The organism is Amycolatopsis sp. NPDC039088 (assembly GCF_055598845.1).
Genome location: NZ_JBVKAE010000018.1, coordinates 91,280 through 112,052 on the forward strand (window position 1 = coordinate 91,280; position 20,773 = coordinate 112,052).

General features: G+C 68.0%; 15 protein-coding genes. 5 read left to right on the top strand and 10 right to left on the bottom strand.

Translation table 11 applies throughout. The features are described from left to right. Positions 1-148: 148 nt before the first annotated feature. Positions 149-1,462, bottom strand: a complete 1,314-nt coding sequence (locus ACZ7KI_RS23355; RefSeq protein WP_470275214.1) for a hypothetical protein — start codon at positions 1,460-1,462, stop codon at positions 149-151. Positions 1,463-1,485: 23 nt separating this feature from the next. Further along, on the bottom strand, positions 1,486-2,361 hold the full coding sequence (locus ACZ7KI_RS23360) for a nitrate- and nitrite sensing domain-containing protein (protein WP_470275215.1): 876 nt from the start codon (positions 2,359-2,361) through the stop codon (positions 1,486-1,488). Between the two features lie 151 nt (positions 2,362-2,512). On the opposite strand from ACZ7KI_RS23360, the gene ACZ7KI_RS23365 reads away from it, so the two are divergent. From ACZ7KI_RS23365 to ACZ7KI_RS23385, 5 genes are all read left to right on the top strand, one after another. Next, the gene (locus ACZ7KI_RS23365; protein WP_061980383.1) at positions 2,513-2,830 is read left to right on the top strand and encodes a nucleotide pyrophosphohydrolase; all 318 of its coding nucleotides are present in this window, start codon (positions 2,513-2,515) and stop codon (positions 2,828-2,830) included. Positions 2,831-2,919: 89 nt separating this feature from the next. After that, positions 2,920-5,418 (top strand): M14 family zinc carboxypeptidase, encoded by a 2,499-nt coding sequence (locus ACZ7KI_RS23370; protein WP_470275216.1) that lies wholly within the window; start codon positions 2,920-2,922, stop codon positions 5,416-5,418. 23 nt (positions 5,419-5,441) lie between these two features. Next, on the top strand, positions 5,442-6,578 hold the full coding sequence (locus ACZ7KI_RS23375; RefSeq protein WP_470275217.1) for a hypothetical protein: 1,137 nt from the start codon (positions 5,442-5,444) through the stop codon (positions 6,576-6,578). 10 nt (positions 6,579-6,588) lie between these two features. Further along, positions 6,589-7,215: a response regulator gene (locus ACZ7KI_RS23380; protein ID WP_125790547.1), complete on the top strand. Its 627-nt coding sequence runs from the start codon at positions 6,589-6,591 to the stop codon at positions 7,213-7,215. A gap of 117 nt (positions 7,216-7,332) precedes the next feature. Further along, complete coding sequence (locus tag ACZ7KI_RS23385; protein WP_470275218.1) at positions 7,333-8,868, top strand: hypothetical protein; 1,536 nt, start codon at positions 7,333-7,335, stop codon at positions 8,866-8,868. Here the strand turns inward: ACZ7KI_RS23385 and ACZ7KI_RS23390 are convergent, their stop codons facing one another. From ACZ7KI_RS23390 to cydB, 8 genes are all read right to left on the bottom strand, one after another. Next, positions 8,869-11,085, bottom strand: coding sequence for a hypothetical protein (locus ACZ7KI_RS23390; protein ID WP_470275219.1), 2,217 nt, complete (start codon positions 11,083-11,085; stop codon positions 8,869-8,871). A gap of 84 nt (positions 11,086-11,169) precedes the next feature. Further along, positions 11,170-12,387 (bottom strand): hypothetical protein, encoded by a 1,218-nt coding sequence (locus tag ACZ7KI_RS23395; RefSeq protein ID WP_470275220.1) that lies wholly within the window; start codon positions 12,385-12,387, stop codon positions 11,170-11,172. A gap of 74 nt (positions 12,388-12,461) precedes the next feature. Continuing rightward, positions 12,462-13,727 (bottom strand): HAD family hydrolase, encoded by a 1,266-nt coding sequence (locus ACZ7KI_RS23400; RefSeq protein WP_470275221.1) that lies wholly within the window; start codon positions 13,725-13,727, stop codon positions 12,462-12,464. A 67-nt stretch (positions 13,728-13,794) separates the two neighbouring features. Next, on the bottom strand, positions 13,795-14,430 hold the full coding sequence (locus ACZ7KI_RS23405) for a class F sortase (RefSeq protein ID WP_470275222.1): 636 nt from the start codon (positions 14,428-14,430) through the stop codon (positions 13,795-13,797). Next, positions 14,427-15,056 carry an excalibur calcium-binding domain-containing protein gene (locus tag ACZ7KI_RS23410; protein WP_470275223.1) on the bottom strand — a complete coding sequence of 210 codons (630 nt, stop codon included), beginning with the start codon at positions 15,054-15,056 and terminating at the stop codon, positions 14,427-14,429. Before ACZ7KI_RS23410 ends, ACZ7KI_RS23405 begins: the two co-directional genes overlap by 4 nt. Before the next feature lie 143 nt (positions 15,057-15,199). After that, complete coding sequence (locus ACZ7KI_RS23415; RefSeq protein ID WP_470275224.1) at positions 15,200-16,336, bottom strand: GAF domain-containing sensor histidine kinase; 1,137 nt, start codon at positions 16,334-16,336, stop codon at positions 15,200-15,202. A gap of 14 nt (positions 16,337-16,350) precedes the next feature. Beyond that, positions 16,351-19,602 carry a thiol reductant ABC exporter subunit CydC gene (cydC, locus tag ACZ7KI_RS23420; RefSeq protein WP_470275225.1) on the bottom strand — a complete coding sequence of 1,084 codons (3,252 nt, stop codon included), beginning with the start codon at positions 19,600-19,602 and terminating at the stop codon, positions 16,351-16,353. Then, the gene (gene cydB / locus ACZ7KI_RS23425; protein WP_470275226.1) at positions 19,599-20,606 is read right to left on the bottom strand and encodes a cytochrome d ubiquinol oxidase subunit II; all 1,008 of its coding nucleotides are present in this window, start codon (positions 20,604-20,606) and stop codon (positions 19,599-19,601) included. The genes cydC and cydB overlap by 4 nt, the downstream gene beginning before the upstream one ends. Between the last annotated feature and the right edge of the window lie 167 nt (positions 20,607-20,773).

The following is a 20,773-nucleotide window of genomic DNA, read 5'->3' on the forward strand; positions in this document are numbered from 1 at the left end:
GTACCCGAACCGGCTCGTCGCGGTGGTCCCGGGCGCGAAACGGAGGTCCAGGTCGCGGGGAGGGCGCGGGCGGACACCGGTTCAGGACCACCGCGACTTCGCCGGGTTTCCTCGGTTCACTTCGAATAACGACCGGCGACGGGCGCGGTTACGCCCTGACCGTTTTCGGAATCGCGATTCTCGCCGCCTTGATCTCGGCGATCAGCCGAGTCTTCCGTTTGTGTATTTCCACCAACGTGGCGAGGTACGAGCTGAATTCTTCAGCCGTACCGGCCTTTTTGTGCACCGTGCGGAGTTTGCGCAGCTGCCGGGCGGCCTCGCGATAGGAATTCGGATCTTTGTGCGTGATCAATTCTTCGACATGGTCCCGGTAGATGGGAATCGTTTCGGCGGGATGGGCGACGGAACGCGAATCCGCGAGTTCGACACGCACCGGCGAAGAGGCTTCGAAACGCACCGCCGCCCGCCAGGCCTCGTCCACGCGATCCTCACCGAGCAGCGCGCGCACGAGTTCGTCGGCGGCCTCCGTGTTCTCGGCGGCGAGTTCGCGCAACCGCGCCAGCGCGGTCTTCCGCTGCGCGACCCACCGTCCCGCTTCGAGCGCCTCCTCGCGCAGCGCGAGATATGTCGCGCTACCGGGATTCTCGTCGAACTCCTTGCGAGACAACGGAACCGGCTCTTCTTCGACCGGAGGCGCTTCTTCCTTCTTGTCATGCGTGAGCGCCCGCGCCGCGTGCGCGATGGCCTCGCTGTGCCGTCCCGCCGCGCGCAGCACGCGCACGATCTTGAGGCTGACGTCGACCCGCGGCGGCTTGGCGGCGAGGATCGCGACGAGCGCGTCGACGTCGCCGGACACCTCCGCCAGTTCCTCGCGCATCCGCTCGGCCGTCTCGCGCTTCGCCCCGGACGGCTGCTCCGCCAGCACGCTGTCCACAGTGGACTTTATCCGCGCGATGCCCTTGTCTCCCAAGGCGGAGGCGAAATCGGCGAGCTCGATGGCCGGCCAGCCCGGCCCGTCGAACTCCACTTCGAGAATCCAGTCGGCCAGACTCTCCGGATCCGGCGGGCGCGCGACACAGGCCCGCGCGTACAGCTCGACGGCCCGGTCCAGCCGGTCCGCGACCTCGCCGGAGGCGTCGTCGATCTGCTCCAGCATCTCGCTGATGTCGTCCACGGTCCGCCGGGCGAGCGGGGCGAGATCGGCCCGGCTACCGGCGTCGAGGAGGCGCTGAAGCGTGTCGAGAACCGAGCCCACTTTCGCGGCGTACTCGACGTTCCCCGCCGCCACGGCGGTATCGAGGAGGCGGTGCGCCTCAGCGAGATCACTCCCCTGGGTGGTGAAGCGGTTCTCCAGGGTCTGCCGTAACACAGGGTCACGCTCGGCGTGGGCATGAAGCAGGTCAGCCAGCGTCTCCGCGTCCAAGGTGCGCAGGTAGGGGCGCAGATCCGTCGGGGAACTCACCCGGACAAGTCTGCCCGACCGGTTCACCGACGCGTGTGGGCCAACAGCGTGCTCTTTTCGGCGTAATCGTGTACACGGCGTGACCAGCCCAAAGGCTCCGGAAGAGCCGCTTCGAGGCGGACCGGGCAACGGATGATCGGGATCGGGAGCCGCCGGGCGAGCAGCATCACGATCGCCATCACCACCCACGCGAGCAGCGAGATCGCCCCGGCCGCGGCGAGCGCGCCGCTCAAAACCCGGCGTCCGCCGTCGATCGCGAGCTGCGCCGAGTACTCGATCTGCCGGGTGGCGAGGTCGCCGAGGGACCGGCCGACGACGCCGGCCGCGACACGCCAGGAGTCCTGTCCGACGGGCGGCGGCGTGGCGGCGCTCAGCGCGTTCTCGACCGCGCCGAACCGGCTCCAGGCCTCACTGGCGACGAGATTCCGGTAGACCTGCCGACCACTCTCCGTCAGCATTCCGGCCACGGCGTCGAGCCTGGACCGGTAGGCACCGACGGCCGCGGCGTAGTGGCGCCTGCCCTCGTCGTCGATCCCGGCGACCGCCAGCGAGTCGCTGCGGTCCATCCCTTCGACGACGGTGAGCAGTTCGACGGCGATCGTCTGCTGGTAGCCGACCTCGGCGTCGGGGGCGACTCGCGCGATCTCGCGCAGGGACGAAAGCGAGGTGTCGATGCGCTCGGCGTACGCCGTGTACGTGGCGGAACGGCTGCCCGGCGCCTTCAACGCGACCGCCCGGTCTCGCTGCAGCGCCGCGATCATCCGGCTCACGTCGACCATGGTGACGGCTCCGCTTTCGGCGTCGTCGCGGACCTGGATGGCCTGGTGGACGAGGAACCCGCCGATGAACAGCGCGACGAGCACCAGTGCCGCGCTCGGCACGAACGCGATGGAGAGCATGCGAGAGCGAAGGCTTCGCTGGTACGTCAAGGCTTTCCTTCCGGATCGATTCCCCGACGCGGAACGACGCTATGCAAGTTGCAAATTGCACGTCAACGCTCGTCCGCCATACGGCCGTTAGCGCACCGTGACGATCTGGTAGGCACAGCACGTGACACTCGACGACCTCAACCAGCGCCTCCGCGACTTCGCCGCGGCACGGGCCTGGGAACCGTTCCACACCCCGAAGAACCTGGTCATGGCGCTGTCCGGCGAGGTCGGTGAACTGACCTCGCTGTTCCAGTGGCTCACGCCGGAGGAGTCCGAGAAGTGGCGCTCCGACCCTGAACTGGCACACAACGTCGTCGACGAAATCGCCGACGTCACGCTGTATCTCCTCCAGCTGGCGAACAGTCTCGGCGTCGACCTGATCGAGGCGGCCAACGCCAAGATCGACCGGAACGAGCATCGGTTCCCCGCGCCCGATTAGCCGCCTTTCGGGTCTTGTGACGTCTTTAGCGAGCCGAAAGACTGTGCCGACGTCTCTGGAGGTGGCCCTTGTCGCGTTCGGCTCGCACCGTGGTTCTGGCACTGATGCTGTCCCTGAGCGCGGTCGCCGCGCCCGCGTACGCCGCGCCACCGCCGACGACGACGCATCGGGACCCCGGCAACGGGCCGGACCGCAACGACGTCGCCGCGACCGACCCGCCGATGAGCACCGCGCGCGCCGCGGCCGGCGAGAACGTCGCGGGCGACCATTCGGGTTATCCGCGCAAGACCAAGCTGCGGGTCTACCCGGAGACCACGGGCGACAAGTCGATCAAGCTCGGGCTGGCGCCGTACCACGCGATCGCGCCGAAACTGAACGCGTTGCAGGCGCGCAGCGACCGGATCTCCGTCGAGATCGCCGGGCAGTCCGGCCTCGGCCGCGACCTCTACCTGGTGACGCTCACCGCGCCGGAGAGCCCGTTCGAGACGCGACGGCAGGACGCGTGGCGGTCGCTGATCGAGAACGACCCGGCCCGTGCCGCCCGCGACCCCTTCCTGCGTCACGGTTACAAGGCTCCGGTGTGGATCAACAACAACATCCACGGCAACGAATGGGAAGGGACCGACGGCACGCTTCGCGTCATCGAGAAGCTGGCGACGTCCAACGATCCCAAGACGGCTGAGCTGCTGAAACGGAACCGCTTCTACTTCAACGTCACGGCCAATCCGGACGGCAGGGTCGCCGGCACGCGGCAGACGTCGCAGGGCTTCGACCCCAACCGCGACTTCGTCACCGCGTCGCAGCCGGAAGTGCGGGCCATGCGCGGGATCGCCATCGGCAAGCAGCCGCTGATGATGCTGGACGAACACGGTTACGTCGAAAACACGCTCATCGAGCCGACCACGCCCCCGCACGGCCAGAACTACGACTTCGACCTCTACATCAAGCACGGCTACGCCAACGGTCTCGGCATGGAGCAGGCGGTCAAGGCGCTCGGGCGGCCGGAGACGGCGAAGCCGGAGATCCCGTTCCGCGACTACGAACCCGGCAGCTGGGACGGCTGGGCGCCGATCTACACCGCCCAGTACGCGATGTACCACGGCGCGGTGTCGTTCACGATCGAGATCCCGATGCGGGTCAACAACGCGGACTACGAAACGCAGCCCGTGGCGGAACTCCAGCGGCGCGCGGTGATCAACACCGAGGTCGTCGAGGCCACCATCGGCAGCACGCTGACCTACGTCGACCGCAACCGCGGTGAGCTGATCGCGAACCAGATCGAGATGTTCCGCCGCGGCGGTGCGGGCGAGGCGCAGCGCGAGATCCCCGACGGTTTCGTGCCCGGATTCGGGCCGGAAGACCGCTACCGCACGGAGTTCCCGCGCGCGTACGTCATCCCCGCCGGCGCGGGCCAGCGCTCGGCCGTCGCCGCTTCCCGGCTCGTCGACCACCTGGTGGCCAACGACGTCCGGGTCAAACAGGCCGATCGTGCGTTCAGCCTCGCCGGGCGCCGGTATCCGGCCGGTTCGTACCTGGTGGACATGCACCAGCCGAAGCGCGGCCTGGCGAACGTGATGCTGGAGCAGGGCAGCGACATCTCGGCGAAGGTACCGGTCATGTACGACATCTCCGGCTGGAGCCACCGGCTGCTGTGGGGTGCGTCGGTCGACATCGTCCGCCAAGGCAGGCTCGACGTCCGGACGCACGACGTCGCCGCGGCGTCGCCCACCGGCGGCATCGACGCCGCTCCCGGCCGTGACCTCGCGCTGAAGCTCGTCGACGGCAAGGACGTCAGCGCCGTCAACGACCTGCTGAACCGGGGTATCGCACTGGGCCGCGCGGCCGACGGCACGATCGTCGTCCCCGCGTCGGCGCGTCCGTCCGCCGCCGAGGTGGCGGACCGTTACGGCGTCCGGTTCACCGAGGCAAGTGGTGCGGCGACCCCGCTCGGCCGTAAGACGATCGCGGGCGCCGTCGGGCCGGACGAGCTGAAGGCGTTGCGGGACATGGGCTTCGACGTCCGGCCGGTGTCGGCGGCGGTACTCAACGCCGGATTCGACTGGTCGCGGATCGACCTGCTGTTCGTGTCTTCGGGGCTGCGCTACACCGACCTCAACCCGGCGGCGAAGGACGCTCTACGCGCCTTCCTCGCTCGCGGCGGCGTCGTCACCCGCGGCGCGACAGGCGCACGCTTCAACACCGACGTGGGACTTCTCGAAGCGCGTCCGGTGGCCGGTTGGGAGGACGGGAACGGCGTCGTTTCGGTCGTCAACGGGACCGGCCCGGTCGGCGCGGGCGCACTGCCGGACTCGTTCGTCTACGGGCCTTTCTGGTTCACCGATCTCGGCTCTTCGGTCAGTGTCGAGCAGCGCTACGCGAGCGGGAATCCGCTGGTCGCGGGCCATTGGCGGACCCGGGACGACGGGACCGGCGGGCCACTGCAGGCGGCGGGTCAGGCGGCCGTCGTGTCCGGTACCTCGGGACTCGGCGGGCGGGTGGTGCTGTTCGGCACCGAACCGCTGTTCCGCGATCACCCGAAGGGCTTGTACTCGCAGGTGGCCAAGGCGGTGTTCTGGGCGGCCGCCTGATCCGGGCGGATACGCTCCGGGCCATGCCCGTCTCCCGCGGCCGCAAGCCGAAGAAGAACAAAAAACCGCCAAAGACGCAGAAGGCCTTGGAGCCGGTGGCCCTGCCGGAGTGGATGGAGCAATCGGTCGAGAACGTCCTCGGCGAGGCGAGTGTGCTCCTGAAGACGCGAAGCCCCAGAGAGCTCGAGCAGGTGACGGCCTCGCTGCTCGGCGCTGAGCTGTACCGGGCGTTGCAGGGCGAGAACCATGGCCTCGACTTCGACCTGTTCTTCGAAGCCGTCGTACTCGCCGTTACGAACGCGGAGCCGCGCCAGGAGCTTTGGCTGCTGCTGCAGGGGATGAGCGCGATCTCACCGCCCGGATTCGAGTCGTTCGTCCGCGCGGGCGTGAGCAGGTTGCGGAAGGCGTTGCGGTCGGAAGACTTGCCCGAATGGCCCCAGCTGGCCACGAAGATCAAGGCGACCGGTGACGTCTGGGAACTCCAGGACGTCTACGGGACCCGCCTCGGCGTGCTCGCGGCCTATAGCTACCCCGGTGACGCGGCCCCCACGATCTACCTGTTCGAAATCGACCAGTCATGGATTCCCCGCCTGAGCGGCGGAGGCGTCTACGACTCTCTCGATCAGGCCGTCGAAGCGTGGCGGCAACGCTTCGACGAGCAGGCGGCCCCCGAACCGGTGATCGAACCACGCCGTCTGGAAGGCCTCGTCAACCGAAGCCTGGACATCATCGGTGACGAATCCCGCACGCTCCTCGACAATTGGTATCGCTCCGAGCGCCGGTACCTGGCGCTCGATACGGCGCTCAAGAACCGCGGTCTGCGGTTACCGCCGAGCGGCTCTTACTACACCGGCATCGACCCGACGGTGATGACCGTCCCCTTCACCGCCTGGCACCTCGAGACCTTCGGCAACGAACCCGATGATCTGGTGGTCGAAGAACTCGCCGCCGAATGGATGGAGGGTGTCGTCCCGGCCACCTGGTTCGCGGTCTCACCGGATCGGCTCGACCACCTCATCGCGCTGATCGGCGACTGGCCGGAGGACACCATCCGCCCCGCCGCGCAGGCCTTGCTGCCGACGTGGGTGCGCTGGCTGGGCGAGCGGGCAGGCCTGCCGTCTCCGCTGGTGGAAGGGATGGTCGCCAAGGCGACGAAGTAACGTGGGGGGTATGCCGATCCAGGTGCTGCTCATCGACGACCACGAGGTGGTGCGGCGCGGTCTGCGCGACCTCCTCACCGACGAGCCCGACATCGAGGTCGTCGCCGAAGCGAGCGGGGTCGACGAAGCCCTCGCCGTGGCGATGCACGTCGAGCCGGACGTCGCGGTGGTCGACGTGCGGCTCGGTGACGGCGACGGCATCGCGCTCTGCCGCGAACTGCGTTCGAAGCCGAACCCGCCGCAGTGCCTGATGCTGACCGCGTTCGACGACGATGAGGCCATGGTCGGCGCGATCATGGCCGGCGCGGCCGGGTACCTGCTGAAACAGGTCCGCGGGCAGGACGTCGTCAACGCGGTCCGCGAGGTCGCGGCAGGCCGTTCGCTGCTCGACCCGCTGTCGACGGCGCGGGTGCTGGACAAGCTGCGGCACCCGCCGGAGGACGAACTCGGCTCCCTCACCGAACGCGAGCGCGAAGTACTGGACCTGATCGGGCAGGGCATGTCCAACCGCGAGATCGCGGAACGCCTGTTCCTCGCCGAGAAGACGGTGAAGAACTACGTGACGTCCGTCCTCGCGAAGCTCGGCATGCAGCGCCGCACGCAGGCCGCGGCGTGGATCGCGCGCCGGGACAGGTAGTGCGCGAAAAAGGTACCCCCCCCCCCGTCGTTTTGGGCGAAGGTCCCGGTTGATCCCGCGTTCGATCAGTGGCTCACGGTCCAGTTCTCCCACCGTGTTCTGGTCGTCGTCCGCACCGTGACCACCTTGACCCGGCTGCTCGACGTCGTGTCACTGCTGAAGGACGATCCGCGGATCCAGATCGTCTTCACCCACAACGAGCGAGAGCCGGCGATCCTGTCCTCCGGGGTCGGTGAGTTCCTCGCCTCGATGGACGCAAAGGTCATCTCCTGGGACCAGGCTGTCGAAACCTCGTTCGACCTGGCGATCGCCGCCAGCGAGAACGACGAACTCCACCGGTTGGCCGCGCCCGTTCTGCTCGTGCCGCACGGCATCGGACACCAGAAGGTCTACCCGCACCAGTCCGTCATCTCGGGCCTGAACCCGGCACGGTTGATCCGCGACGGCCACGTCGTACCCAGCCGGATCGGCCTTTCGCACAGCAACCAACTGCGTTATCTCCGGCAGCACTGCTCCCAAGCCGAACCGCACGCCGTCGTGGTCGGCGACCCCTGCCACGACCGGATGCTCGCCAGCCTCAATCGCGCGGCCCGCTACCGGCGGCTGCTCGACGTGCGGGACCGCAAGCACGTCGTACTGGCCTCCACCTGGGGGCCTGATTCTCTGTTGGGCACCGATCCGAGCCTGCCCGCACGGCTGCTCACCGAACTCCCAGTCGACGAGTACAAGTTCAGTCTCATCGTGCATCCGGGCGCCTGGGCGGCGCACAGTCCCTGGCAGATCCGCGCGTGGTTGTCGCGGCCGTTGCGGGCGGGTCTCGCCGTGATCCCACCTCAACGTGGCTGGCAGGCGACCGTCATCGCGGCGGATTGCCTGATCTCGGACGGCGGCTCCATCGCGCTGTACGCCGCCGCCACGCGGATCCCGGTCCTGATCGGCAGCCGGGAGCCTGCCACGGTGGTACCGGACTCGCCCCTCGCGGAACTCCTGGTCAGGGCGCCGCGGCTCGACCCGGAACGTGATCTGCGCAAGCAGGTCGACGCAGCCGCCGCCACGGAACCGCTCACCGACGTCGCGGAGCAGGCGGTCGAGTTCTCCGGGAAGTGCGCGGAGCTTCTTCGACCCATTCTGTACGAGTTGATGCGCCTGCCCGAACCGGAAAGTCGCGCGATCTTCCGCCCTGTGCCCGATCCGGTGCCGGACGTCACGGAGCCGACGACGTTCTCGGTCGAAGTACGGCAGCACGCCGACCACGTCGCGGTCTTCCGGTTTCCCGGTGACCGAGCGGGAAAGACGGCCTCACCGGGTCGCCATATCGTCGCCCACGAGGAATTGTCCACTCTGGACGAACTCGACGGGGCCGACGTTGTCTACTGCGAATTCGACGGCGAAAACGCCGAGTTCACCGACTGGGCTCGGGAAATCAGACGTCGTCGCCCCGACGCCGGACTCATCGCCGGGATCGGTGCGGACCGGTGCCTGGTCTGGAGACCCGGCCGTCCGGTCGTCGAACTCGTCACGGAAGGCGAGCCGTTGTCCGCCATCTCCGCTTGGTACTGGCGCGGGAACCGGGACCTTCCGACGACAGGGCCGTTCCGCGTGCGAGAGGGCAACGCCACCCGGAACGTGGTCACCGCGGAGTTCACCGGCTGATCAGGGGCGGCATCCGTGGAAAATCTTGGCGTGCACTCCGGACGCGCGCGGATGTCGGACCGCCTGCAACCGTTGCCAGACGCCTGACCAGTGGTGCCGTGCCAAATTGAATTCCCCGCAGTACCAGGCGGCGTCCCCAAGCGCCTCGGCGATCTCCAGGTCGTACTGATCACTTCCGGTGGGGGCGACCATGCGCCAGACTTCCGGCAGCAGGTCGAGCGCCTGCCGCGCGGCGGCCGCCGTGCCGGACCGGCTAAGCGCCTTCGCCCGGACCAGCCACACCTGAGCGAGGTCACGGTTGTTCGCGGGATTCGTATTCGATTCGGCCTCCGCGAGGAACTGGAGCGCCCCGTCGAGATCGCCGAGCTGAACCAGGACGTTGGCGAGCATCCTCGCGTGCAAACCCTGCCCTCGGAAGGGAAGTCCGCCCAATGTCCGGCTAATCTTCAGCGCCTCGAAGAGGCATGCCGCCGCCTCGGTGTACTGGCCTTGTTCCCGGTGGAAAAGCCCGCGGAACTCCCAAAGCGAGGCGCGGAGTTGACGATTCGTTTCGGTTTCGGGTGACTCCAACCGGGGAAGCAGCTCTCGCAGGCGGTCGAATTCCACGTCTGCGCGCGAAAACTCCTGAAGCAACGAGTACAGACGCGCTTGTTGCGCGATGGTCCTCAGCTGGAGTGGGACGTCGCGCAATGCTTCCGCACTCGCGATACCCCACTTGGTGATCTCCACCAGCTCGCGCAGGTGTCCCCGGTACAGCCCGACGATTTCCAGAGCGCCACAGATCTGCGTCAGCTCGACATGAAGCCCAGCGTGGTGGGCCGGTTCCGCCAGGGCCCGGTAGACCGGGATCTCGGCGAGCAGCAGCTCGATCGGATCCTGGCCGGGTTCCAGCTCCCAGGCCTGAGTGCCTTCCGGCAACGTTTGATCGTAAAGCCTCAGCCGCCCACCGGGCATTCTCAGCTGATCCCCCTGTACCGCTCGCGTGCGATGGAACCGGACGAGCCGCCGGAAACCTTCGCCACCCGGAGCATGACCAGCGCGGGTGAGCGCCTGCATCGCTTGTTTGGTCAGCCGGAGCCGGCCGTCAGGTTCTGGGGTCAGAAAGAAGACGGACTGGAAGTGCGCAAGGTCGCCCAACAGCGCGAACGGTTCGCAGTCGGCGACGGCGGCCGCCGCGTCGAGTGTGAAACCCGGACCGGGGATCTCGCTCAGCAACCGACAGAGTTCCTGTTCACGCTGAGGAAGTCCGGCGAGGACCTGATCGAAGGCGGTACTCACCGGACCGAGAGCGCGGCCGTTGCGCAACTCCTTCGCGAGATGCTTGAGCGGTCGGGTGGCCAGACCGGCTCGTTGTCGCGCCGCGGTGGCCGCCGCGACCACCATCGCCGGAAAACGATCGCATTCGGCGAGCACTTCCCCGGCGCCTTCGGGATCGGCTGCGAGCAGCTCGGTACCCGCGATGGCTTCGAAGAGCTTCTTGTCCGCTCCTTCTTCGAGCCTGCTGAGAGGCACGTGCCGCGGGTACTGCGTCACGATTTCTTCGGCAGGCCCCTCCGTCAAAGCCAGCACCAGGCTCATCGGCGCCGGAGGCACCAAAGCCTGGAGATCGCGGACGCCTTCGACCGAATCGAAGATCAGGAGCAGCCGCAGTGGCGCGAGAAAGGCGTTGTACTGGCCCTTCAGCTCGTCGGCGCCCATCGTGATGAGCTTCGGATCCACTCCCAGTGCCCTGAGCACCGACTCCCTGACCTGGCTGAACCGCAACGACGCTCCCGGGCCGTCGCGGTGGTCCGCGAGATCGATCAGCAGTGCCCCATCGGGATACGCCTCCTGGGATCGTTGGCCGAAATGCTCCGCGAGCGCTGTCTTTCCGACGCCGGACGGGCCGGAGAGCACCAGAACCCCGGATCCACCCATCTCGGCTTGAGCGCCGACCCGGTCGAACAAATTTGCCGAACGAGGGACGACAAGCGGGCGGGCATGGCGCATCTCGAGCATGCTTCCGACGAGCTCCCGCAGTTCCTTCGCCACCGCCGGGTCTTCGGTGGTCAGGCGACGCACAGCGGCTTCCAGCGCGGCCGGATCGGACCGCAGCCGCCGCTCGTCCCGCCGTCCGGAGAGCTTCTTCCAGAGATACTCGGCGACCTTGCCACCACTGGTGAAGACCAAAGCGACGGTCTGTTTGACGAGTTCCACCTGAAGCAACGGATCGGTCACCTGTAAACCCCCTCACAGCTGTAACCGATACGCTAGCAGCGTGGATCATGCGCGTCACTCACCGTGAACCCCAGGCCTGTCCGCCTACTTGACGAGCCCTAGCAGTTCGGCCAACTGTCCAGTGGCCAGGAAGAAGAGAATGCCCGCCAACAGAATCAAGACACTGATGAACGCCCGACCTCGCTGCAGGAGAGTGTCGGCCGTCTCTACCCACCGCTGCCAGCGTGGGCGGACGACAGGTTGTTCCGTTGCGTTCGCCACCAACGACGCGTACCGCTGAGGAAGCAGGTTGAACTCTTCCACGGAAACCAGCGCCAATCCCGCGATGACGAGTTCTCGATACTTTTGCGTGTTCTCGATATTCCGCGTGGCACCAATGGACTCACTCCGAAGCGCACAGGCTATCGCCTGATAAGTGTTTCGCAGCCGCTCGTACTCATAAGAAGTGAGGCGGCGCTCCGTACCACGCACATAGCGTTCGACATGGCGCGCCAAGTCGAACCCCATACCATGCAGGAGGTTACGCGACCGCGATGCACGGAACGACCACGGCAAATGCGGTGATCGCCGGTAAGATTCATCTGGCCTTCGCATCGCGAGAAACTTCAAAATGGAAAATGAATCGTCGATCAACCCTTGATGTGGGGACGAAATACGGAGGAACCAGCAAACCAAGGCAATCCACAAGAGAGCCGCACCGGCACTCAAGAGGGTCGAAAAGCCAAGCATCGCGGCGTCTGGGCCAGTGCGACCTCCGGCAGGGAAGGTCTCGATCGAAAACACCACACCCGCCCATAACGCGGGCAGGATGGCACAAAAAATCAAGGACAAGGACAGGCCTCGATCGCGGGTCCGGGACACCGCAAACTCCCTTAACAGGCCTTTGGAGTCCTCGACCCCTGGCACGGTCACGGCCTCCTTCTCCACACGGGCTCGGATTCGCCCGAACAAGCAGCTGACCAACGTCAGGTAGACGAGCACATACACCACGGGGGCAGCCAAGAGTCCCCAAAAAAGTAGAATGTTCAGAGTCACACGCCAGCTCACCAACGCGAAACCGAACGCAACGGTTTCCGCCAAAGTGAGAGCAATAACTATTCCGAGCCCAAGCCTGGCCACACGGCCAAGAGTTCCCAAGGCCCGTCTTTTATCGTGAAATTCTTTGCTATGGAAAATTCTGACGCCGAACCGGGCCAAGCCATCCTGGAATACCATCCATGAACCAACATGGACAGTCAGAACGATCAAAGCCAAGCCGAGCGTTGTAGCACCATACCCGAGAATTATCGCCTCTGCGGTCATGTCTCTCCCCTTCCACGACCTTATGGCGACATTAACAGAACTCCTTCACCTGGTCCGATCGGCGAGGAACACGCTCAGGGGTGCACGGTGTCGCGCTGATCGGGGATGACCGTGCCGTCGTCGCGCAGCACCGGTCCGTGTGTGCCGTCGGGGTTCTCGTACGCCGTCGTCGAGCACGGGTAGGTGCGGTTCAACGCCGGGAAGGGCTCGATGAACATCGGGTTCACCGCCCATTTGCCGTCCGCGTTGTCGTAGGCGCGGCACATGAGCTCGTCCTTGTTGCGGTTGAGCGTGACGCGGACTCCGGTGGCGTCGCGCAGCATCGTGACGTCGGTGGTCGCGTCGCCGCCGGCGAGTGCCTGCCGCTTGGCTTCCGGTGCCGCTTCCATCGCTTTCGGGCCGCGGATCCCGAGGATCCGTTCGTTGATGAAGCAACGCTTTCCGTCGATGTAGGTCATGATCTCGTCGGCGCCGTCGGCGTGCCCGCCGCAGCCTTCGAGGTGTCCGTTGATCCGGCCGTTCGTGGTGAGCGAGTAGATCCCGAGGGTGCGGCTGGGCGGGATCCCGACCGCCGATCCCCAGACGTCCGCGAACTCCTTGGGCGAGGCGGAAACGACCCAGGTCGAGAACCCGGCCTTGGTCAGCGTCGCGATCAGGTCCTTGATCTCCGGGTAGTAGCGGATCCACGCGACCTGCGTGCTCGAACCGACCTTCTGGGTCGCTCCGACCGGTGCCTGCAGCGCCGCGGCCCTGGCCTGCCGGGCGATCGCGCGGACCTCGTCCGGGCGGTATCCCGCGTTGATCTGCGCGACCCAGGCGTAGGCCGCCTCCATGTAGCGCCGGTTGCTTCCGGCGAAGACCTCTTCGCCGGTGGTCGTCTTGGCGTTCTTCCGCACGGAAAGGAGTTCGTCCGCGCAGGTGATGTTCTTGCTCGTCGGCAGCGGTTTCCCGGCCGGGGTGTCGGTACCGCACGCCTTGCCGAGCGCGTTCGCCCCGGCGTCGGTCATGTACCGGCTGGTCGTGCGCCAGTCCTTGTTCCTCGGCTGGAGGATCTTGTCGTGCCGGATCATCCAGAAGACGGTCTGATCGGAGATGTCGTTCTTGATGACCGTGTTGTCCCAGTCGAACACCGCGACCGGGCGCTCGCCGTGCCGCCCGCCGCAGCGGCCGCGTTCGTCGATGACCTTCTGGATCTTCGTGGCGTTGTCGCCGTACCAGTGATCGGCCAGCCGCAGCTGCGGGCAACGTGACTCGGTCGCGGCCACCGACGTGGCGGGCACCAGCACCGGAACGGCCGCCACAGCGGCGGCGACGGCGACGGCTCGCAGGAACCTCGGCATGTCATCTCCCCACGTCTTCATCGACTTTCCGGGGAGATCTTGTCATTTTCCGGCGAGACTCACGAGGCTAAGTGCGGGTCAGTCTCGCGTAGGCGATCACGTTGTCGAGGTAGTTGCCGGTCGAGGAGTCGAAGTCCCCGCCGCAGGTGATCAGGCGCAGTTCCGGTCCGAGCGTGTCGCCGTAGACCCTTTCCGTCGGGAAGGAGGCCTTCGGATGCCGCTCGACGGCGTACACGGTGAACACCGCGGTGACCCCGTCCTCGCGATGCACAACAGCCTCGTCGCCGCTCTTCAGTTCCTTGAGCCGGACGAAGACCCCGGGGACCTTCTTGTAGTCGACGTGCCCCGCGAGCACGGCGGGCCCGATCTCGCCGGGTGCCGGGCCGCCGGTGAACCAGCCGGTGGTGATCGCGTCGTGCGGTACCTGCAGGCTGCCGTCGCCGGTCAGGCCGAGGTCGACGATCTCGCCGGTGCGCACCCCGATCGCCGGAATCTCGAGCGTCACCGGCTTCGCGGGTCCGAGCGGAGCGACCGCGACGGCCGACGAGACCGCCGAAGACGCGGTGGTGGGCTGCGCCGGTGACGCGACCCTGCCTGCCGAGGGGCCGGCGCAAGCGGTCAGCGCGGCCGCGAGCACCACCCCGATGATGGTGCCGATGACCAGCGGAAACGGCCATCGGCGCCAGGAAGAAACCGGGGTCATCGCTCGGCACGCCGCCGGAGGACGAGGGACGCGCCCGCGGCCGTCGCGGCCAGCAGGACCCCGCCGGTCAACGCGACCGCGCCGATTTCGAGGAGCCCACCGTTGACTTCGCTGGTCTCGCCGCCGCCGGTCGCGACGCCGCCCGCGGGCTTGACCTTCACCTGGCCGGATTTCGAAGGCTCGCCGAAGCGGGACTCGCAGGCGTACCCGTCGTGGTCGCCGTCGAGCTTGTACGGGTCACTCGGGTTCCTCTTGAGCTCGGCCTGTGCCGCGGCCTGCGAGGGGAAATCGGCGCAATCCTTGTCGGCGGATTTCGCACTACTGGGCGCCGGTTTCGTTTCCGTGACGATCGGCGGAACGGTCGGCGTGATCGTTTTCGTCGGCCCGTTTCCGCGCTTCGGCAGCGTTTCGCACGCGATTCCGTCCTTGTCACGATCGAGACCGTTCGGGTCGGAGAGATCTTTTTCGAGCACCGCCTGCGCGTCCTCCTGGAACTGGAAGTCGCCGCAGTCCAAGTCGGCGATCGCGGGTGTGTCGGCCAGCGCGAAAGCGACGGAAGCAGGGCCGAACAAGGAGAATCCGGCGAGAAGCACGGCCGTGCCGATGGCGCGACGAACCGAGGACATGGGAGACCTTTCGATGGGGAATTCGCGCTCCGAGCGCGTTCTATACACCTACAGTCGCGCCTCGGCCACAGTCGTTACGGATTAATCGAAAACCGCATTTTGTCACTCGTTCGAGCGACAAAATGCGGTGAATATCCCACGACTCAATCGAGCGGGACGTCGAAAGCCACCAAAGTACCCAAACTCGGCGAAGAATTGATCGAAAACCGTCCACCGGAAGTCGTCGCACGCTCGTCGAGATGCCGGAGACCGCGTTTGGCGACCCCCTGCGGCACACCGGACCCGTTGTCCCGCACCCGGAGCTTGACGCCCTCGGCGTCGCGGCTGAGCGTCACGCGGGTCTCGCTCGCCCCGGAGTGTCTGACCACATTGGACAGTGCTTCGCGCAGGGCGGCGCGGATGTGATCGGCCTGTTCGGCGGGGATGTCGGCCAGTTCTCCCGAAAGTTCGAGGGTCGGCGGGTAGCCGAGCAACTCACCCGCGATGCGCACCTCGCCCCGGGCGGACTCGGCGAGATCGGTGGCGACGACCTTCTCGTTCGCGGGTTCCGGGCTGCGCAGCGCGCGCACGGTGCCGCGGATCTCTTCGATGGTCTGGTCGAGCTGGTCGATCGCCTCGGACAGCCGCGCGCCGTCGGCCTGCGCGAACCGCTTCCGCATGTTCTTGCGCACGCGGTCCAGTTGCATGCCCGCGCCGTAAAGCCGCTGCACGATGACGTCGTGCAGTTCGCGCGCGATACGTTCGCGCTCCTGGTAGAGCGTCACGCGGTGCCGCGCGTTGGCGCCTTCGGCCAGAGCGAGGACGACGCCAGCCTGCGCCGCGAAAGCGGTGAGGACTTCGACGGTGCTGTCGGAGAACGGAGCCCCGCCGTGGCGGCGATACACGGTCAGCGCGCCCAGGACGCGCCCGCCGGAACCGAACGGCGACGCCGCGAACGGGCCGAAGCCCTGCAGGTCCGGCGGGACGAACGGCGCCGTCCGGGGATCGACGGTGAAATCCTCGCTGACGACCGGTTTCCCGCCGCGGGCGACCTGACCGGCGGCGGAATCGGCGGGGAAGGCCAAGCCACGCAAGCCTTGGGTCGTCGCTCCGTGCGCGGCCTCGACGACCACCTGGCCGTCGTCCGCGCGCACCATGACGAGACCGAGGTCGGCCTCGGCCAGTTCGACGGCGCGGGCGACCACCGTCTCGAGCACGTCGCCCGGGTCGTCGCCGGACAGGGCGGTGCCGGTGATCTCGGTGGCGGCGGACAGTGCGCGCGCGGCAAGTGTGGGATCCATGAGCGCTATCGACATTAGCCCGCTCCGGCCCGTGCGCGCGCTGTGACGCGACCCTCTCGTACCTCCAGGACCACGTCGGCGCCGTCGGCTTCGGCGGCGTTGTGCGTGACGTGGACGACGGTCTTTCCCGCCAGAGCCTCGGCAAGGCGTTCGCGGACGGTGCGCGCGGTGGGTTCGTCGAGATGTGCGGTCGGCTCGTCGAGCAGGACCAGGTCGGCCCGGTCGGCGCCGAGCATGGCGCGTGCGAGCGCGACCCGCTGCGCTTGCCCGCCCGAGAGCCCGGCGCCCGCGCTGTCCAGCATCGTGGTGAGTTCGACGTCTTCGAGAACGGCCTGGTACAAGGCTTTCCGGAGGTCGGACTCGGACGCCGTCGGGTTGGCGAGGCGCAGGTTCTCGGCGACCGTTGTCGAGACGAGCATCGGTTCTTGCGGCGCCCACACGACGTTCTCGGGAGCGGCGACGTCGCCCTTGCTCGGCTTGAGAAAACCGAGCAGGGCGGCGACGAGCGTCGACTTGCCTGCCCCGCTCGGGCCGATGACGGCCACGTGCGTACCGGGCGCGATGTCGAGGTCGACACCGGTGAGGACCGGATGCTCGGTGCCGGGCCAGCCGAGGTCGGCGTCGCGGATCCGCACCCCGCCGGTGCCAGGAAAGGTCCTTTCCTGGCGAAATTTGCCAGGAAAGGACCTTTCCTGGCACGCGGCGAGGCGCAGACGGGCCTGGCGCAGGGTGTCCCAGTGCTGCGCGGCGGGCGGAAGCAGGGAGAGCACTTCCGCCAGCGCGAGCGGAACCAGGCCGGCCACCGGTGCGAGGACGGGGTTCAGCGCGCCGGCGGCGACAGCGCTCACGGCGAACCCGGTGCTCACGACGGTGGCGGCGCCCGTCGCCAGGATGATCAGGGCGTCGGCCGCACCGGCGCCGAAGGCCTGCCGCCGCGCTTCGGCGGTCAACGCGGCGTCGGTCGTGGCGATGTGACGGCGACGCTCTTTGTCGGCGCCGAACGCGATCAACTCGGCGGCGGCCTCGAACAGGCCGAGCACCTGCGCCGACACCGAACGCCGTCCGGCGGCCAGCGCACTGGTCGCGCGGCGTTCCGCTCGCAGCGCGAGCAGCGGCGCGAACGCGCTCACCAGCACGGCCGCGGCCAGCGTGAGCCCGGCTTCGGGCAGCACGGCGGTCTGCACCGCGACGGCGCCCACGGCCACCAAGGTGACGACGACCAGCGGCGTGATCACACGGGGAAGCAGATCACGCACCGTGTCGATGTCCCCGACCAGCCGTCGCTGTTCCTCACCGGCCCGAAGCGCGCGCGCCGGGCCGAGCCGCACCAGCGATTCCCAAAGCCGGACCCGCAGCCGTCCGGCGATCCGGAACGCGGCGTCGTGCGTGACCAGCCGTTCGAGGTACCGCAGTCCCGCGCGGCCGAGGCCGAAGGTCCGCACGCCGACGATCATCACCGTCAGGGTCAGGATCGGCGGCTGCTGGGACGCCTTCGCGATCAGCCAGCCCGAAAGCGCGGCCAGCGCGACTCCGGCGAGCAAAGCGGCCGCGCCGAGCAAGGCGCCGCCGAAGAACCTGCGGTGCAGCAGATCGCGCCACGGGAGCGGCCGGACCGTCGGCTCCTCGTCCGCGGTACCGACGTCGACCACTCGCGTAGCCGACATGTCGATACCGGACGTGCGTTCGTGCGCGGCGATGATCGCGGCGGCACCGTTGCCGACGGCCTTGGCGACGGCGGCCATGACGAGTCCGGCGTTGACCTCGTCGAGGTGGGCGGTGGGCTCGTCGAGCAGAAGCAGCCACGCACCCGTCCGGACCCGCGCCAAGGCCCGCGCCACCGCGACCCGCTGGCGTTGTCCTTGCGACAGTTTCGCCACCGGGCGTCCGGCCAGGCCGCTCAGCCCGAGCTCGCCGAGGATGTCGTCCGCGCCGACCTCGTCGCGGACCGTGCCTCCGCCGAACACCGGCGACTGCGGCACCCACGCGACCTTCTCACGCCAGCGGTCGAGATCGGCGTCGGCGAGACTGGTGCCGCCGACGGTGATCGTCCCGTCCTGGGCTTGCACGAAGCCGAGCAATGCGGACAGCGTCGTCGACTTGCCGCCACCGCTGGGCGCACGCAGCCAGACGACTTCCCCTGGCCGGACCGCGAAGGTCTCGCCGTCCGGCGCGAATCCACCTCGCCGCGCGACACGCAGGCCTTCGACGTGGACCTCGCCCTTGGCCGGGGTCTCGGAACCGGTGGGCGGCAGGGGTTCCGCGAGCACGTCCGCGACCCGGCGCACGGCCTCGACGCCGTCTTCGCTGGCGTGGAACGCGGCACCGACCGCGCGTAGCGGCTGGTAGCACTCCGGCGCGAGGATCAGGACGCCGAGCCCGATGGCCAGCGGCAGTTCGCCGTCGACCAGCCGGACGCCGATGACGACCGCGACCAGCGCGACCGAAAGCGTCGCGATCAGTTCCAGCGCGAACGCCGACGCGAACGCGACCTTCAGTGTTTTCAGCGTCGTACGACGATGCCGTTCGGAGATCTTCCGGACCGTCTCGGCCTGCGCCTCGGCGCGGCGGAACGCGCTGAGGATCGGCAGCGCGCGGACGAGTTCCAGCAGATGTCCCGACAACCGGTGTTCGGCGTCGGCGGCGTCGGCGACGCGTTCGGCGGTGTGCTTGCCGATCAGGATGGCGAACAGCGGCACCAGCGGCACGGTGATCGCGACGAGCACGGCCGACGGCCAGTCGGCGAACAGGATCGCGACACCGGCGGCGAGCGGCACGATCGCCGCGGTGACCAGCGCCGGGAGGTACTGGGTGAAGTAGGCGTCGAGCGCGTCGAGTCCCTTGGTGGTCAACGACGTCAGCTCGCCGTGGCCGCGGCGGGCGATCCATTCCGGACCGAGTTTCAGGGCATGGTCGAGGGCTTTGGCGCGCAGTTCCTCCTTCGCGCGGGCCGCCGCGCGGGCGGAGACGATCCGCACCGCCCAGCCGGTTAGCGCGCGCCCTGCGACGAGCGCGAGCAGCACGGCCAACTGGACGGTGCGGTCCCCCGGTGCGCCGCGGACCACCGCGGAGAGGACGTCGGCCAGCAGGAACGCCTGCCCCACCAGCAAACCGGCGTTGACGAAAGACAGGAATCCGCTGAGGATCAACGCCCGGCGCGCCGCCGCCGAAAGCGGGGCCAGCGCGCCGAGCGGACCCTTTCCCGGTCGCGCTGGGTCCATTGTGGACTCCGTGGCGGAAGGGGTGTCGCGGCCGGGAAGTTCGGTCATGGTGCGTGCACCGGCGGGATGTGCTTGGTGCCGATGCGCTTGCGGAACACCCAGTACGTCCAGCCCTGGTAGATCAGCACCGCGGGGGCGCCGAACAGCGCGACCCAGGTCATCACGGTCAGGGTGTACGGACTCGATGCCTCGCCCGCGATGGTCAGCGTGTTCGCCGGGTCCACAGTGGACGGCAGGACGTTCGGGTACAGCGCGACGAAGATCGCGACCGCCGAGGCGGCGATGACCCCGCCCAGCGCGGCGAACGCCTGTCCTTCGCGGCCCATGCGGATCCTGAACCAGGCGAGGACCGCAGCGAGGACCGCGACGCCGATCAGGAGCAGCGTCCACAGGTCGCCCGAGCGCAGTTGAACGACGACGAGGAACGCGAGCAACGGCAACAACGCGACCGGCAGGAGGCGGGTGGCCAGGTTCCGCGCCCGGCGGCGGAGGTCGCCTTCGGTTTTGAGCGCGAGGAACGCGGCGCCGTGGACCAGCGAGAAGCCGACGACCGCGAGCGCGCCGAGCAGCGTCTCGAGGCGGATGGCGGCGAACGCGCCGCCCGCCCGGTCGCCGTCGGCGTCGAGCGGGAGGCCGAGGACGGTGGTCGCGAGCAGCAGCCCGACGCCGAACGGCGGGATCCACGAGCCGAGACCGATGACGCGGTCCCAGTTGCGGCGCCAGCGGTCGGAGTCGACCTTGCCGCGGTATTCGAACGCGACCCCGCGGCCGATGAGCGCGAGCAGGACGAGCAGGAGCGGCAGGTACGCGGCCGAGAACAGCGACGCGTACCAGCCGGGGAACGCGGCGAACATCGCGCCGCCCGCGACGATCAGCCAGACCTCGTTGCCGTCCCAGACCGGGCCGATCGTGTTGACCATGACGCGGCGCTCGGTGTTGTCCTTCGCGAGGACCGGCATGAGCATGCCGACGCCGAAGTCGAAGCCTTCGAGGAAGAGGTAGCCGAGCCAGAAGAGGGCGATGACGCAGAACCAGATCGTTTCGAGGGTCATCGGGTGCTCCTGCTCGCTTCGTTCACTCCGAGCGCTTCGGTTGCTTCTTCGGTGACTTGCCGGACGGCCCCCGCCGCTACCACGCGAGCCCGCCCGGACCGGCCCCTCCAGCCCCCGTCGCCCTGAGTTATCCACAACGGGGCAAGTTGTCCACAGATCGCCTGTGG